At 46.1% G+C, this 16,507-nt stretch carries 10 protein-coding genes; 1 reads left to right on the top strand and 9 read right to left on the bottom strand.

What is annotated here, in order from left to right:
• Positions 1-42: 42 nt before the first annotated feature.
• Entirely contained in the window at positions 43-4,281 is a 4,239-nt protein-coding gene (locus tag ACYQ1I_RS15155; RefSeq protein WP_459766800.1) for a S8 family serine peptidase, read from the bottom strand.
• A 413-nt stretch (positions 4,282-4,694) separates the two neighbouring features.
• Between ACYQ1I_RS15155 and ACYQ1I_RS15150 the strand changes: the two genes are divergently transcribed.
• Positions 4,695-5,900 (top strand): FprA family A-type flavoprotein, encoded by a 1,206-nt coding sequence (locus ACYQ1I_RS15150; protein ID WP_459766798.1) that lies wholly within the window; start codon positions 4,695-4,697, stop codon positions 5,898-5,900.
• Between the two features lie 54 nt (positions 5,901-5,954).
• Here ACYQ1I_RS15150 and ACYQ1I_RS15145 read toward each other — a convergent pair whose 3' ends face one another.
• The 8 genes from ACYQ1I_RS15145 to ACYQ1I_RS15110 all read right to left on the bottom strand — a co-directional run bounded on the left by ACYQ1I_RS15145 (position 5,955) and on the right by ACYQ1I_RS15110 (position 16,495).
• The gene (locus ACYQ1I_RS15145) at positions 5,955-7,004 is read right to left on the bottom strand and encodes a copper amine oxidase N-terminal domain-containing protein (RefSeq protein ID WP_459766796.1); all 1,050 of its coding nucleotides are present in this window, start codon (positions 7,002-7,004) and stop codon (positions 5,955-5,957) included.
• Between the two features lie 82 nt (positions 7,005-7,086).
• Positions 7,087-8,760, bottom strand: a complete 1,674-nt coding sequence (gene ilvB, locus ACYQ1I_RS15140; RefSeq protein ID WP_459766794.1) for a biosynthetic-type acetolactate synthase large subunit — start codon at positions 8,758-8,760, stop codon at positions 7,087-7,089.
• Between the two features lie 17 nt (positions 8,761-8,777).
• Positions 8,778-10,433 (bottom strand): dihydroxy-acid dehydratase, encoded by a 1,656-nt coding sequence (gene ilvD, locus ACYQ1I_RS15135; protein ID WP_459766792.1) that lies wholly within the window; start codon positions 10,431-10,433, stop codon positions 8,778-8,780.
• Positions 10,434-10,438: 5 nt separating this feature from the next.
• Entirely contained in the window at positions 10,439-11,518 is a 1,080-nt protein-coding gene (leuB, locus tag ACYQ1I_RS15130; RefSeq protein ID WP_459766790.1) for a 3-isopropylmalate dehydrogenase, read from the bottom strand.
• 36 nt (positions 11,519-11,554) lie between these two features.
• Positions 11,555-12,049, bottom strand: a complete 495-nt coding sequence (gene leuD / locus ACYQ1I_RS15125) for a 3-isopropylmalate dehydratase small subunit (protein ID WP_459766788.1) — start codon at positions 12,047-12,049, stop codon at positions 11,555-11,557.
• 13 nt (positions 12,050-12,062) lie between these two features.
• Positions 12,063-13,325 (bottom strand): 3-isopropylmalate dehydratase large subunit, encoded by a 1,263-nt coding sequence (gene leuC, locus ACYQ1I_RS15120; protein ID WP_459766786.1) that lies wholly within the window; start codon positions 13,323-13,325, stop codon positions 12,063-12,065.
• A 36-nt stretch (positions 13,326-13,361) separates the two neighbouring features.
• Complete coding sequence (gene cimA, locus ACYQ1I_RS15115; RefSeq protein WP_459766784.1) at positions 13,362-14,963, bottom strand: citramalate synthase; 1,602 nt, start codon at positions 14,961-14,963, stop codon at positions 13,362-13,364.
• Positions 14,960-16,495: a 2-isopropylmalate synthase gene (locus ACYQ1I_RS15110; protein ID WP_459766782.1), complete on the bottom strand. Its 1,536-nt coding sequence runs from the start codon at positions 16,493-16,495 to the stop codon at positions 14,960-14,962. Before ACYQ1I_RS15110 ends, cimA begins: the two co-directional genes overlap by 4 nt.
• Positions 16,496-16,507 lie beyond the last annotated feature (12 nt).

Below are 16,507 nucleotides of genomic sequence, written 5' to 3'. Positions count from 1 at the left end.
AAAAAAAGGATTACCCATTAGCAGGTAATCCTCTTATCTAACTTATAGTTTATTTAATCTCTGTAGCAGCCGATAAATCGTAACGGCTGCCTGGGCCCTGGTGGCTGTTTGTCGGGGGGCAAAGGTTGTTGCATCCATTCCTGTCATCAGGCCCCGGGCTACTGCTTCATTGATTGGCTCCACCGCCCATGAAGAAATATGCTCCGTATCACTGTATTGTTTTCTGATGGCAGCCCCGTCTGTTGTAATGGGAGCAGGGTGGTAGCCTTCACTATATTTCAGGGCTCGTATCAGCATGGTGGCCATGGCCTCACGGCTGATTTGATCATCTGGATTAAAGCTTCCATCATGCCCCATCACCAGACCGGCCCTGGCTGCGGCTTCCACCTCTATTGCAAACCACTGATTGGCCTGTACGTCTTTAAATAGTCCCTGGAAAGGCTCCTGGGGCAGATTCAAGGCCCTGACCAACAAGGCTGCAAACTGGGCTCTAGTGATATTGCCATTGGGGTCAAATATATCATCGCTGATTCCCCGGGTAATATGCCTTGCAGTAGTTACCATAACTTCATCCTTCGCCCAATGGTTCATCATGTCTTGATAGATTTTTTCATAGTATAGCACTCCATAGGTGCCCAAGCTGTCAACCTCAGCAGTCATGGCTCCTTCTCGATTGATGCTGCCTCCCACATAAATCCATTGGTTGATTCTCTCGATATATTTGTATACTCCCATCAGCCTCTTATCTTTCTGGTTTACTTTATCTAAGGGGAATATCAGGGTGATAGGCTGATTAAGGGAACGATCAGGGTCAAACACTAGACTATATACATCGGTAACAGTTTGATAGCCCTGGGAACGACCGCCTTCCTTGGCCCTTAATAGGACCTCCTTATCTAATTCCTGGGCTGACATAAGGGTATTTTCAGACAAAGCTCCTGCCGGAAAATGAATTGACAGCCTTCCTTCCACCATTTCTACCAGGCCCCCATCTCGCCCTATTTCCTTACCAGCTTTAGGCGTTTCCTGCTGTCTTGACCTGCTGGTTCCCGAAGAGCCAGTGCGGGAGCTTCTGGAGTTATCAGAGCTATCAGGCTTCTCAGGCTCATCGGGTTTATTTACTTGATTGTCTAGCTGCCTTGAAGATAAATTTCCTGCAATATCTTCCGCCACCACCACAATGCTGTCCTGTTCACTGATTCCGGGAAGCTGAAGGGTATTGTCCATGGTCTCCTTTACTATGTCACCATTTACAAAGATCGTATAACCAAATAGGTCGCTGTTATCTACTTCCCATTTTAAGGTATCTCCTTCAATTCTCAGGTTACTGATTTTTAGTGGTGTTAAGTCTACCTTTACAGGGATTTTATAGGATTGGGTACTGATGGGTCGAATATGATCATAATGAATTTTTGTAATCACCTTGAAGTAGTATTGCCCCTCGGGAACTATGTTTCCTTGCTGATCCGTTCCGTCCCAGCTAAATAATGCGGGGTACTGGGTTAAGGGCGATGATGCCAATACATTTTTCCTGATTCCTTCTTCAAAGGGCTTTGTCCCGTCGGGATTAGTAAACTGACCATTGTCAAACAGCTCCTTTACCACCTGATCCTTTTCATCCACGATCACTAGCTTAAATTCTCTGGCATTTCTCAACAGGGTATAAACCGCCTGGGCACTATCCTTAAAATCGGTAAAGGGTGAAATGGCTATAGTGTCCTTTGAAAATTCCCCTTTCATATTGAAGCCCAGTCCCACCATATGCCGATAATTATCCAGCAGAAAATCAGTGGGGTAGCCTTCTATATTATATAAATTCAGCATGTCATTGTCATATAACCCTGTATATTCAGTATAGCTGTCACCTTCCCAAAAAGCAGTGTCAATGGTTTTTGGCCGATTCCAGTCGCCATAAAAGCCTGCAAAGGGAACCGATAGGGTGGGGTATTCATTTGTTAAGGACCTCAGTTCTATAAAGCCTTCAACGAAGCTCTCTGGTTCAAGATAGACCTCAGATAAATCCAACTGGAAGGTCAAAGTATTAATTTCACCAGCAGAAGCGTAGACAAGGCCTGTTACGGTATCATCATGGTCCCCGGTTGAACTAAGCAGCTTAAGCTCTGCATTCACCAAGGGCCTTGTCTTCATTGTTAAAAAGCCGTCCTGCTTGTCGTCGGTATATACCGAAGAATAGACAACATAGGGAACCGAAAGCTCCGCCTCATTAATGGTGCTTAAGTTTAATTCAAAGGTTTGAGTAACATCGTCCCTTAAGGTTACAGCCCCACTCTTTCTTGTATAATCGCCAATGCGATGATCATCAGTGATATTAGTATAAACATAGGCTGGGGTCTGTACTGCTCGGTCCAGCTTCATCAGTCCCGCCCCCTGCCTTCTCGGAGAATAGGGAAGATGACTATTATCTGGATCAAGAATAATCTCTGATGTATTCATCAACATTAATTTAATGAATTCCACCTGATCACGATTTTGAGATAGATCGAAGTGCTTTCTTAAATACTGAACCAATAGAGCTGACCCACCGGTCACATGGGGGGCGGCCATGGATGTCCCACTCATATTGGTGTATAGATCATTATTGGATAAAGACCAAACATTAGCCCCCGGTGCAGTAATTTCAGGCTTGAAGGCCAGGTCTGAGGTTAATCCCCAGGAGGTGGAGCCTGCCATTCGGGTGCGGTTTCCATTGATCTCCTCACCAAATTTGCCTGCAAATTTTACTGTTGCATTACCTGAATCAACCAGCTTATGAAGCTCAACCCCTGCTGTTCTACCCACAAAAACTGCCGGAATGGTTCCATCTTCTGGATAGGCCATGCTTAAGAGCTCGTCCCCTCCAGCAGCATTATTATAGACAATGACTCCAATGGCTCCCTGGGCCTCGGCCATGGCAATTTTTTCGACAAAGGAATAAACACCCCTTTCAACCAGGGCCACCTTGCCGGTAAAATCCTTGCCTTCATAATCTGCCTCTTCACCGCCAAAGCCTGCATATTCAATTTCTAAATCTTCTTTGTTAAAGTGAATAATGGCATTGGGTCCCGAATTGGTATATTGAGCCCGGCGATTATTTCCATATTCCATAAAATATGAGGTTACATAATCATTTTCATAGGAGGCCACCTGAATCGTATCGTACCACAGACCAGGTGAACCAACCAAGCCTATATCAGGATTTTCTGCATAGGGCGGATAGCTCCATAAGGTGGAAAAAGCTGAATTTCCTGCTGAAACTGCCACTACAACCCCCTGGTCTACTGCATAGCTGATGGCTTGATGATAGGGCCTGTCGGGGTCTAAAAAGGCCGCTGTTGATCCCAGGCTCATATTGATGACATCGGCTTCAAAGGTTACTGCGTGGAGAATACCCGCCACAATATCGTCCTCATAGGCATATTCATCGTAGTCTGAAAAGACCTTTTCGGCCAATATCTGGGCATTGGGAGCAATCCCCTTGATTCGCCCATTTCCAGCGGCGGTTCCGGCAACGTGGATACCGTGGTTAGAACGATAGCCTGTAACGTCGTTGTCCTTATCAGCCCAATCATAGCCAGTAGGCACCTTACTGTTATAATATACCTCCTCAACGTCAGTTTCTTTGGCCAATTTATTAAATTTATCCTCGGTAATCTTCACATCCACACCATCCAGATCTTCCCAATCAGTGTGGTCTGGGTCTACCCCGGAATCCAGAATGGCGATAACGGTGCCATCTCCATAAAGCCCTTCCACCTCCACAAGCTCATCTGTATTGATAATCTTCCTGCTATTGCTCATATCAAGGGTAAAGCGCTCTGCAATGTACACCTGCTTCACGTTTCTTTGTCTTTCAAGGGTAGCCACATTTTGATATTCAGTTTCGGCACTAAAGCCATAAAAGCCCTGTACAAACTGGTGCCTTGCTTCTAAATCAACAACCTGCTTTACATCTTCAATGATTCTTGACTGCTCTGACATGGTTTGATTAAGCAAATCTTTGCTCTTTAATCCATAGGGCACCGGCTTTCCATGTAATTCAACGATTATCCTTACCTGTTGGTCTGGCTCAAATTTTCTGCTGTTTTCCCCTGGAAACATCTCTTGATTCTTTCTTTCTGACAAATCAATTTCTTCAAGCAAGCCCTTTCTAGCTTCCTGAACCTGCTGTAAATAAAGTTCTGCATCTGTTTCAGCCACAGAGTCCTTCCCATAGGCCCAATTAAAACTCACCATCAACAACATAGCTACTAAAAAAACAGATATGATTCTCTTTCTCTTCACTCTAAATACCCCCTTTTATAAAATATAAAGCTGCTACCCTCCTTTAATTCAATTTCACAACAATAGTTTTAAAATTATAAATTAATATAATATTAATACATTTTTGGTTGGCATGTACATACTTTTATGGGATTATTTTGAAACAAATTCCTTCATCTATCTACTATTTTTAACAGCATTAATGAATAAAGTTCTTCTAAACAGTTGTATTCCATTTAGTCTTTAGTTTTTGACAATATCTTTCGACTAATTTTGATAGTATACCTACTACCCTCGTTATTGGAAAATAATAAGGCAAACTATTCGCCAATAACTCCCTTATCAAATAACTTATAATTGCTTATGAAAAGGTTAGGTTTCAAGCTATATTTATGTGTTATAATAGGATAAAAAGTAAGCTAGGAGGAATAACATTGGTTACCACAGTAAAAATAACGGATTCAATTCATTTTATCGGGGTAAATGATCGAGAAACCCATCTTTTTGAAAACCTATGGCCCTTAGACAAAGGGGTTTCCTATAATGCCTATTTGATAGACGATGAAAAGGTGGCGATTATTGATACCGTCAAAAATACTAAAATGGACGCCTTTTTACAAAAAATTGAAGGGCTGATTGGAGACCGGCCTGTTGATTACTTAATTATTAACCATATGGAGCCAGACCATTCCGGAGCCATTACGGCAGTAAAGGACAAATACCCCAATCTATCCATTGTAGGTAATAAAAAAACCTTTGAGATACTGGAAAACTTCTACGGAAAAATGGACAACTATTATGTCATTAATGATGAGGATGTATTGGACCTAGGGAAGCACCAGCTTCGATTTTATTTAACGCCGATGGTACACTGGCCAGAAACTATGATGACCTATGAAATAAACCATGGTCTTTTATTTTCCGGTGATGCCTTTGGGGGCTTTGGTACTCTAGACGGGGGAGTCTTTGACGATGAGGTGAACCTGGAATTTTATACCGATGAAATTAGACGCTATTATTCCAATATTGTAGGAAAATATGGAGCAATGGTACAAAAGGCCCTTAAAAAGCTAAAGGCTGCCAATATTGATATTCGAGTGGTGGCCTCTACCCATGGCCCCATTTGGCGAACCCAGCCCCAATGTATTATTGACTACTATGATCAATGGTCCAAGTGCGAAACCGAGGAGGGAGTTGTCATTGTATATGGCTCCATGTATGGTAACACCCAAAAGATGGCGGATTTCATTGCCAGAAAGCTCTCAGAAAAGGGAATAAAAAATATACGAATTTATGACGCTTCAAAAACCCACGTCTCTTATATCATCAGTGATATATGGCGATTTAAGGGTGTGATCCTGGGAAGCTGCGCCTATAATACAGGTCTTTTTCCTGCCATGGAAACGGTTATTCATAAGATTGAAAATGCTCAACTGAAGGATCGATACCTGGGGATTTTCGGTACTGCCTCCTGGAGCGGCGGCGGAGTTTCTAACCTGACAAAGTTTGCAGAAAGAATTAAATGGGAAACTGTGGGCCAAGCTGTGGAAGCAAAATCCTCTCCTAAGAAGGAAGAATTTGAGCTATGCCAGCAGATGGCAGCAGAAATGGCCGATAGGCTCCTTGCAGACAGAAAATAAAAAAGGAAGGCTTTCTGGTAACTACCCGGAAAGCCTTCCTTTTTTTCATATATTCTATTCCATAACCTCTCCATTATCAATTACAATTTGCTCTTCCAATACATAAGCATTGTTCATCTCTGCTACCGTTTTGAAAAATTGAAGAGGTACATAGGTCATTCCTTCCACCAGCTCAGGAGCTGATTCCAGCTCCTGAGCAGTATCCTGCTTAGTATAGGTGCTGTCACCTATTTTTAAGGTAATGTCATCACTCAGAACCACTTTTTGCTCTTTTTCATTCCAGCTTACCTCAAAATCTAAAGCTTCGGCTATGGCCCTCAGGGGAACCATCACAGTCCCCTTTTCATTGGCATAGGCCTTAGGTGCCTCTATCTGTTGATCTTCAACAATAATATCCATTGTAGAAACATCCCACAATAAATCCTGTTCATCCTCCAAATCCTCTACAGGTGCCTCGATATCCTCATTCATTACCACAATTTTGCTGGGGCTGGTTTGGGCCGGCAGGCTTTTGGTTGTGGCTCCATAGAATACAATCAATTTTCTATTTTGAAGCTCACCCTCAAAGGCCTCCCCCTCCTGGGTAATTATTTTAGTATCTTCAGCAATATTCAGCTTTAATGATTGATCCCGGCTCAATAGATCTTGATCGAAAAGATCGGCCTTGATATTTACCTTTTCATCCTGAAAGTCAACGGAAACAATTTTCGCATTATACTGAGCAGGATAAATCATTAGCATTGGTGCATCGGTTTCGTAATAGCCCGTTACTTCAGCACCCAGAGTAATTTTATTGTCATTAATATAGTAGGTATCCTCGGATACAATTAAATTTGCCTGCTGCCCGTCTTCATTTTCCAATAGTACAAACCGGGCCCCTTTTACACCTTCAAAGTCCCTTATTTCCTTTACAGTCCCCGTAAAACTGCTGTAATAGCTATATACTGATTCACTTAGCTCAATGCTAATGGGCATAGCATTTATTATTTTTGCTTGATCATCATTGGCTGGCAAGATTTCTAATTGATTTCCCAGGGCTGCAAAGCTTGAAAAGGGTAAAATTGCCACCAGTGAAGCCCCTGCAATGATTCTTTTTAGTTTCATAGATTGTTCCTCCTTGTTGTTTATTCTCAGTTTATTAGACTGAGACAGGAGGAAATAAGTTCCCATTAATCAAGATATTTAATTATTTTTCTTCTGCTTCCGTAATTAAGTCCTTGATTAATGCACCGGGAGGAACAATCGGAAATACCATTTCATCACGATCAATTTCACAGTTAATTACCACTGGCCCCTCGGCCTCCATGGCTTCCCTTAAAACCGATTCAACCTCTTGCGGCTTTGTAATTTGTAGGCCCTTGGCACCAAAGGCTTCTGCCAGCATGGGGATATTAGTTGCCTGCTCAAGGCTTGTTTGGGAATAACGGTTTTCGAAGAACAGGCTTTGCCATTGTCTTACCATACCTAGAACATGGTTGTTCAGCACCACAACAATGATGGGCAGCCGATATTTCACAGCGGTGGACAGTTCATTACAGTTCATATGAAAGGAACCATCGCCTGCAATGTTAAATACCCTTTTATGGGGCTGGGCCAGCTTCACACCGATGGCAGCCCCCAGACCAAAGCCCATGGTTCCCAGCCCCCCTGGGGTAATAAAGCTGCGGGGCTCGGTATAATCAAAGTATTGGGCGGCCCATATTTGATTCTGCCCCACCTCAGTGGTAATGATGGCCTTTCCCTGGGTTAGCTCATGGATTTTCTCAATAATATATTGAGGCCTTAATACCCCATTCTGACCATAGCTTAGGGGATACTGGCTTTTCCATTGCTGAATTTGATCAATCCATTCCCTTGACCTGACGGGAATGACCCCTTCCCTAATACGATTGAGTATTTCCTTAATCGGGCCGATTAGAGAGAGTCGTGTTCTGATATTCTTATTGGTTTCAGCCGGGTCGATGTCAATATGAATAATCTCAGCCCTGGGGGCAAAGCCTGATACATTGCTGATGACCCGATCGCTGAATCTGGTACCCACCGCAATTAAAAGATCACATTCTGTTACTGCCAAATTGGAGGCCTTTGTACCATGCATTCCCACCATCCCCGTATGAAGAGGATGGTTCCCTGGAAAGCCCCCCAAGCCCATTAAGCTGGAGGTCAGGGGTGCTTGAATTAATTCCACCAGCTCCTTTAATTCTTTGCTGGACTGCGATCGAATGACCCCACCGCCAATATAAAACAAGGGTCTTTGGGCTTTATTAATCATCTCCAGGGCCTGATCTATATCAGTTGGGTTATACCGAGCCGCTCCCTCGGCTATTGTATTGGGGCTTTCATACTCATAATTAGTGCTTTGGGCTGTTATATTCTTCGGTATATCAATTAAAACAGGCCCCGGCCTTCCCTCCTGGGCAATGTAAAAGGCCCTTCGCATAGTGGCTGCCAGCTCGTCAATATTTTTAACAATAAAATTATGCTTGGTAATTGGCATGGTAATTCCCGTAATATCCACTTCTTGAAAGCTGTCCTTTCCCAGAAGGGATTGGGCAACATTACCCGTAATGGCCACCAGGGGAATGGAATCTAAAAAGGCCGTAGCAATTCCTGTTACAAGATTAGTAGCCCCAGGGCCAGAGGTGGCTAAACAGACCCCTACCTTCCCGGTGGCCCTGGCATAGCCATCGGCGGCATGGGCCGCCCCTTGCTCATGGGCGGTTAAAATGTGCCTGATTTCCCCTTCACGGTAAAGGGCATCATAGATATGAATAACAGCTCCCCCGGGAAAACCGAATATGGTATCTACTTTTTGCTCCTTAAGGCATTCTATAATAATTTCAGCACCAGTCAGTTCCATTCTTTTACCTCCTCGTTCTATTTCAACACAGCTCCCGTAGTAGCTGAAGTTACCAGCTTTGCATAGCGGGCCAAATACCCTGTTGTTACCTTAGGCTTTGGCGGCTGCCATTGGGCTTTACGTTCCTTTAGCACTTCTTCCTTCACCAGCAGCTCCAGGGTTCCCTTTACCATATCGATTTGAATGAGATCCCCCTCCTCAATCAGGGCAATGGGCCCTCCCTCTGCGGCCTCTGGAGAAACATGGCCGATGGAGGCACCCCTGGTGGCTCCGCTAAAGCGCCCATCGGTAATTAAGGCCACGGTGGAATCCAGTCCCATCCCCGCCAGAGCAGAGGTGGGGCTGAGCATTTCCCGCATCCCCGGGCCTCCCTTGGGACCCTCATATCGAATGACCACCACATCACCAGGCTTAATATGTCCCCATAAGATGGCTTCGATCACCGCTTCTTCAGAATCATATACCCTGGCAGGCCCTCGATGCCGAAGCATCTCCTTTGCTACGGCAGAACGCTTCACCACACATCCTTGGGGAGCCAGGTTCCCCTTCAGTACCGCAATTCCTCCCGTTGGACTATAGGGCCTTTCAATGGGTCTGATCACCTCTTGATTCTGATTCTCGGCCCCCTGTACATTTTCCTTCAGGGTACCGGACACGGTTACTGTATCCAAATACAGCAGCTCCTTTTTCGACAGCTCCTTCATCACCGCCTGTATGCCCCCAGCAAAATAAAGGTCTTCTATATGGTGCTGCCCTGCCGGAGCCAGCTTACACAAATTGGGGGTACGACTGCTAATTTTATTGGCAATTTCCAAATTCAGTAGAACCTCGGCCTCATGGGCAATGGCCGGTAAATGCAGCATACTATTGGTGCTGCAGCCCAGGGCCATATCGACGGTTAAGGCATTTTCAAAGGCCTTCCCGGTCATAATATCCCTGGGGCAAAGATTTTTTTCCAAGAGCCCCATAATGGTCATACCGGCCTTTTTAGCCAATCGAAGCCGCTCGGCAAAAACAGCAGGTATGGTTCCATTTCCCGGCAGGCCCATTCCCAGCACCTCGGTCAGGCAATTCATGCTGTTGGCCGTATACATACCTGAACAGGAGCCACAACCCGGGCATGTTTTTTCCTCATATTCATATAATTCTTCCTCTGACATTTTACCCGACTTTACTGCACCAACGGCTTCAAATATATTGGAAAGGCTGACAGAGCGATTCCCCACCCTGCCTGCCATCATAGGGCCGCCGCTAACCACCACAGTAGGAATATTAATACGGGCCGCCGCCATCAGCATCCCCGGAACCACCTTATCACAGTTGGGAATCATCACCAAACCGTCGAAGCCATGGGCCATGGTCAACGATTCCACGGAATCTGCAATCAGCTCCCGGGAAGCCAGGGAATATTTCATCCCCAGATGCCCCATGGCAATCCCATCGCAAACCCCAATTGTTGAAAATTCAATGGGAGTTCCTCCTGCCAGGCGAATTCCAGCCTTCACCGCCTCGGCAATTTTGTCCAGGTTGGTATGGCCTGGTATAATTTCATTTTTCGAGTTGGCAACCCCAATTAAGGGTCGATTTAATTCTTCGTCGATATAACCCATGGCCTTGAATAAAGAACGATGGGGGGCCCGTTCCACCCCCGCCTTTACCCGGTTACTCCTCATTTTACTCACTCCTTTAAGGCTGCTGTCACCAGTTCACCCATTTCTCTGGTTCCTACCAATGTATTGTCTTCACTGAATATATCTCCGGTACGATATCCCTTTTCCAACACCCTGGTAACGGCCCCTTCAATTGCTGCAGCCTCGGCCTCTAAATTGAAGGAAAGCCTTAGCATCATGGCAGTCGATAAAATAGTCGCCAGGGGATTAGCCTTATTTTGCCCTGCAATATCAGGGGCAGAGCCATGAATCGGCTCGTACATTCCAAAATTCCCTGTTCCCAGGCTGGCGGAAGGCAGCATTCCGATGGAGCCGGTAATCATACTGGCCTCATCCGACAGAATATCGCCAAACATGTTGGTTGTAACAATAACATCAAACTGCTTCGGATTCCTCACCAGCTGCATAGCCCCATTGTCTACGTACATATGGTCCAGGGTAACCTCTGGGTATTCTTTAGCAAGCTCAACTATGGTTTTACGCCATAGCCTGGAGCTTTCCAATACATTGGCCTTGTCAACACTGGTGACTCTTTTGTTTCGCTTCAGTGCCATCTCAAAGGCCCTTCGGCCAATTCTCTCTACCTCCTTTACACTGTAGGCTTCGGTATCATAGGCCACTTCTCCCTTTTCCTGATGATTTTTATAGCCCCTTTCCCCAAAGTAAATACCACCGGTTAGCTCCCGTACTACGCACAGGTCAACGCCCCCCTGTATAATAGAATCCTTTAAGGGACTGGCCGCCGCCAGGGTTTGATGCAGTACAACAGGTCTAATATTGGCATAAAGTCCCAGGCTCTTTCTAAGGCCCAAGAGGGCGGCCTCGGGCCTGAGATGACCGGGAAGGGTATCCCACCTTTCTCCTCCTACCGCCCCCAACAGCACCGCATCGCTGTTTTGACAGGCCGTCAGCGAAGCTTCCGGTAAAGGAGTTCCCTCCTGATCATAGGCACAGCCCCCCACCATCACCTCTTGATATTCAAAATTATGTTGATAAAGCTCCCCAATTTCATTAAGGACCCCCAAAGCGGCCTCAACCACCTCCGGCCCAATGCCGTCTCCAGGTATTACTGCAATTTTATATTTCATCTGACACTCCCCCTATTCAATTATCTTCCATTGGCTTTATGAATTTAAGCTGTCTTGAATGGCATGAATCAATCCGTTCTTCTCAATAATACGCTGAATAAAAACTGGAAAGGCCTGGGCCCGATAAGATTCATCCTTTGTATGGTTGTAAATCTCTCCCTGCTGAAAATCCACCTCGATCACATCTCCGGCTTCAATTTTCGATACCGCATCATCACACTCTAAAATGGGCAAGCCAATATTAATGGCATTCCGATAAAAAATTCTAGCAAAGGTGGAAGCAATGACGCAGGAAACCCCGGCGGTTTTAATGGCAAGGGGAGCATGCTCCCGAGAGGAGCCGCATCCAAAGTTTTTACCCGCCACAATCACATCACCCTTTTCTACCCGGGCAGCAAATTCGGCATCAATATCCTCCATACAATGGCTGGCCAGCTCGGCAGGGTCCGATGTATTCAAATATCTTGCCGGAATAATCACATCCGTATCAACATTGTTTCCGTATTTAAAAACCCTTCCTTTTACCTTCATGGTTTTACCTCCTTTATGCCACGTCTTCCGGGCTTGTTATTTTTCCTGTCAGGGCTGTTGCCGCCGCCACTGCGGGGCTGGCTAAATAAACCTCTGATTCCGGATGCCCCATTCTGCCGACAAAGTTCCGGTTGGTGGTGGCCAAGGCCCTTTCACCTTTAGCTAGAATCCCCATATGGCCCCCCAGACATGGCCCGCAGGTGGGGGTACTGACCACAGCACCGGCCTTAATAAAGGTTTCCACCAGCCCCTCATGAATCGCCTGTAAATATACCTTCTGGGTAACAGGAAAAATAATCAACCGCATTCCCTTCGCCACCTTTTTGCCCTTCAAAATCTCTGCGGCTACCCGTAGATCTTCTATTCTCCCATTGGTGCAGGAGCCAATGACCACTTGGTCAATTTTAACCTCCCCCACCATCTCAATAGGTCGGGTATTATCTGGCAAATGGGGAAAGGCCACAGTGGGGGAAAGGGTACTTAAATCAATTTCATAGGTGGCTTCATAGACAGCATCCTGATCGGCCTCATAAACCACCGGCTTCCGGCTGGAATGCTCCCCGACATAGTTTAAGGTCAATTGATCCACCGGGAAAATCCCATTTTTGGCCCCGGCTTCAATGGCCATATTGGCCATGGAGAACCGGTCATCCATGGAAAGGTGCTTAATCCCTTCACCTGTAAATTCCATGGATTTATACAGGGCTCCATCCACTCCAATCAAGCCAATGATATGAAGAATGACATCCTTACCGCTTACCCATTTTTTAGGCTTACCCCTTAAGACAAACCGCAGAGCCTGGGGAACCTTAAACCAGCATTTCCCTGTGGCCATGCCTGCAGCCATATCGGTACTGCCTATGCCCGTAGAAAAGGCCCCCAGGGCACCATAGGTGCAGGTGTGGGAATCAGCCCCGATGACCACATCCCCCGAAACCACCAGGCCCTTTTCTGGAATTAAGCCATGCTCTATTCCCATTTCACCGATTTCAAAATAATTTTCGATCTGAAGATCATGGGCAAATTCTCGAATCAGCTTGCATTGCTCTGCCGACTTAATATCCTTGTTGGGGGTAAAATGGTCTGGTACAATGGCAACCTTGCCTTTGTCAAATACCTCCTGAACCCCAATCCTTTCAAATTCCTTTACCGCCACCGGGGCAGTAATATCATTTCCTAAAACTAAATCAAGCTCGGCCTCAATTAATTGGCCCGGTGTTACTTGATCCAGGCCGGCATGGGCGGCTAATATTTTTTGTGTCATGGTCATTCCCATTATTTTCGTCCTCCTATCTCTTTGCAAAAATCTGAGCTATATATAGGCCCTGGCCTTTTTTTCTATCTCCTTTAACAGCTTGTATTCAATGGAATCCACCAGGGCAATCCAGCTGGCCTCGATAATATCTGTCGAAACCCCCACTGTACTCCAGACCTCCCGGCCGTCAGTAGACTCGATCAATACACGAACCTTGGCACCGGTGGCAGCCTCGGTATTGACCACCCGAACCTTGTAATCGGTCAAGTAGACCTCCTTCAGCTGGGGGTAAAAGATCTCCAGGGCCTTTCTAAGGGCCTTATCCAGGGCGTTGACGGGGCCATTCCCCTCTGCCACCGACATTTCATCCTTTCCCTCTACATTGATCTTCACCATGGCAGAGGAATTGTTTTCACCCAGGGGAGGCTGCTCTCCAATGATTTTGTAATGCTTCAGCTCAAAGAAGGGCTTATATTTCCCCAGGTGCTTTCTTATTAAAAGATCAAAGGTGCTCTCTGCCCCTTCAAATTGATAGCCCTCATGCTCCAGTTCCTTTAACCGCTCCATTAGCTGCTGGGTTTCAGGGGAATTTTTATGAAGTGTAGGATTCAGACGCTTTAGCTTTGATAGTATGGTGTTTTTGCCTGATACCTCTGACATTAAAAACCTTCTCTGGTTCCCCACCCGTTCAGGATCAATGTGCTCAAAGGAATGGGGTGCCTTCATGACACCGTCAATATGCATTCCTCCCTTGTGGGCAAAGGCACTGTGGCCTATATAGGCCTCCCGCTCATTTGTATTTAGATTTGAAATTTCCGCCACCAGTCTTGCAGTGCTGGTTAAGTTCTGCATTTGATTCTCTGGAATACATCGGTAGCCTTTTTTTAGCTGTAAGTTTCCAATAATCGTACTCAGGTTGGCATTACCGCAGCGTTCCCCTACGCCAATATAGGTTCCCTGGACCTGGGTGGCCCCCGCCTCAACGGCCATAATACTGTTGGCCACTGCCATGCCTCCATCATTATGGCAATGAATTCCGATTTTAGTCTGAAGGGTTTGTAATACTGTACTGGTTATTTCCGCCACCTCCGAGGGAAAGGCCCCCCCATTGGTCTCGCACAATACCAGCCAATCGGCTCCCCCTGCCACTGCCGCCCGAAGGGCCTGTAGGGCATATTGGGTATTGGCCTTGTATCCATCGAAAAAATGCTCTGCATCAAAAATAACCTCTTTGCCCTGTTCCTTAAAAAAAGCCACGGTCTCTTGAATCATCCTGAGGTTTTCCTCCAGGGTGGTTTTAATGATCTTTTCTACATGAAAATCCCACGTCTTTCCAAAGATGGCCACCACCTGGGTTTTGGCCTCTAAAAGGGATAATACATTGCTGTCTTCCTTCACCTTTACCCCGGCCCGGCGGGTACTGCCAAAGGCCACCAGGCGGCTGTTTTTCAGTCTTAATTTTTCAGCCCTTTCAAAGAAGGCTAAATCCTTGGGGTTAGAACCGGGATTCCCTGCCTCTATATAGGAAACCCCCAGGGCATCCAGGGCCAGGGTAATTCTAATTTTATCCTCTACAGAGTAGGAAACTCCCTCGGCCTGGGCCCCATCCCTCAAGGTAGAATCAAATATCTCGATTTTCTTACATAAGTCTGCTTTCATCCAGCATCCCTTTCTCTCCCCAGTGATAAATCACTAAATAATTTATTTATAGCATTAAGATAGGCTTTAATACTGGCCTCCACAATATCTGTACTCACGCCTCTGCCTCTGTAGCTATTCTGACCATCAGAGATTTTCACCACAGCATCCCCCAGGGCATCCTCCCCTTCGGTAACGGATTGCAGGGAATAGTCCTCAAGGGTATAATCGTGGCCCAATATGGAATCAATGGCCTTAAAGGCTGCGTCCACAGGGCCATAGCCCCGGGCCACCTCCTCCAGCTCGACCCCATCCTTCAATAGCTTGATGTTGGCGGTGGAGGTAATCACATTACCACAGTTAATCACAAATTCCTTCAACTGGTAGATCTCTTTAATTTCCATGGCCTTTTCCTCCACCAGGGCCTCTAAATCCCTGTCATCTACCAGCTTTTTACGATCAGCCAAAAGCTTAAATTCCTGAAATATGCTGTCTAGCTTTTCCTTTGTCAGGGTATAGCCCAAACTGACCAGGCGATCCTCAACGGCATGGCGACCCGAATGCTTTCCCAGCACCAGCTTGTTTTTCGATAAACCGATGGAGTCAGGAGTCATAATTTCGTAGGTGCTTTTATTGGCTAAAACCCCATGCTGATGAATACCCGACTCATGGGCAAAGGCATTTTCCCCTACAATAGCCTTATTGGCCTGAACCCTCATACCCGTTACCCTGCTGATTAAGCGGCTGGCAGGGTAAATCTGCTTTGTATCGATTCCTGTGGTAAATTGGTAAAGATCCTTTCTGGTTTGAATTGCCATAACAATCTCTTCCATGGCTGCATTGCCAGCCCTTTCACCGATTCCGTTGATGGTACATTCCACCTGGCCAGCCCCTGCCTCCAAGGCCGCCAGGGTATTGGCCACCGCCAGACCTAAGTCATTATGGCAATGAACCGAAATTTCTGCTTGATCAATGTTAGGTACATTTTCTTTAATGCCTTTAATTAACCGATAAAACTCCTCTGGGGTGGTGTAGCCCACGGTGTCAGGTATATTGATAACCGTCGCCCCGGCCCGAATCACCCCTTCAAAAACCCTATACAGGAAGTCGGGGTCGCTGCGGGTTGCATCCTCAGCCGAAAACTCCACATCGCTTAAGTAGGCTTTAGCGTATTTGACCATTTTAGTTGCCTGCTCAAGCACCGCTTCGGGGCTTAGTTTTAATTTATATTTCATATGAATATCCGAGGTGGCCAGAAAGGTATGAATCCTTGGTCTCTGGCTATGCTTCACAGCCTCATAGGCCCTGTCTATATCCTTGGGCAAGGCCCTGGCAAGACTGGCCACCACAGCATTTTTCACCTGCCCGGCAATGGCCTGAACTGCTTCAAAATCCCCGGGCGATGCAATGGCAAAGCCGGCTTCAATGACATCAACCCCCATTTCATCCAGCTGCCTGGCCACCTCCAGCTTCTCCTTTAGGTTCATGCTACAGCCCGGCGACTGTTCTCCATCCCTCAAGGTTGTATCAAATATTTTAATGGTTTTTGACATGAACATCCCCCT

The organism is Alkaliphilus crotonatoxidans (assembly GCF_054658015.1).
This window is presented reverse-complemented; position numbering and strand designations above follow the sequence as displayed.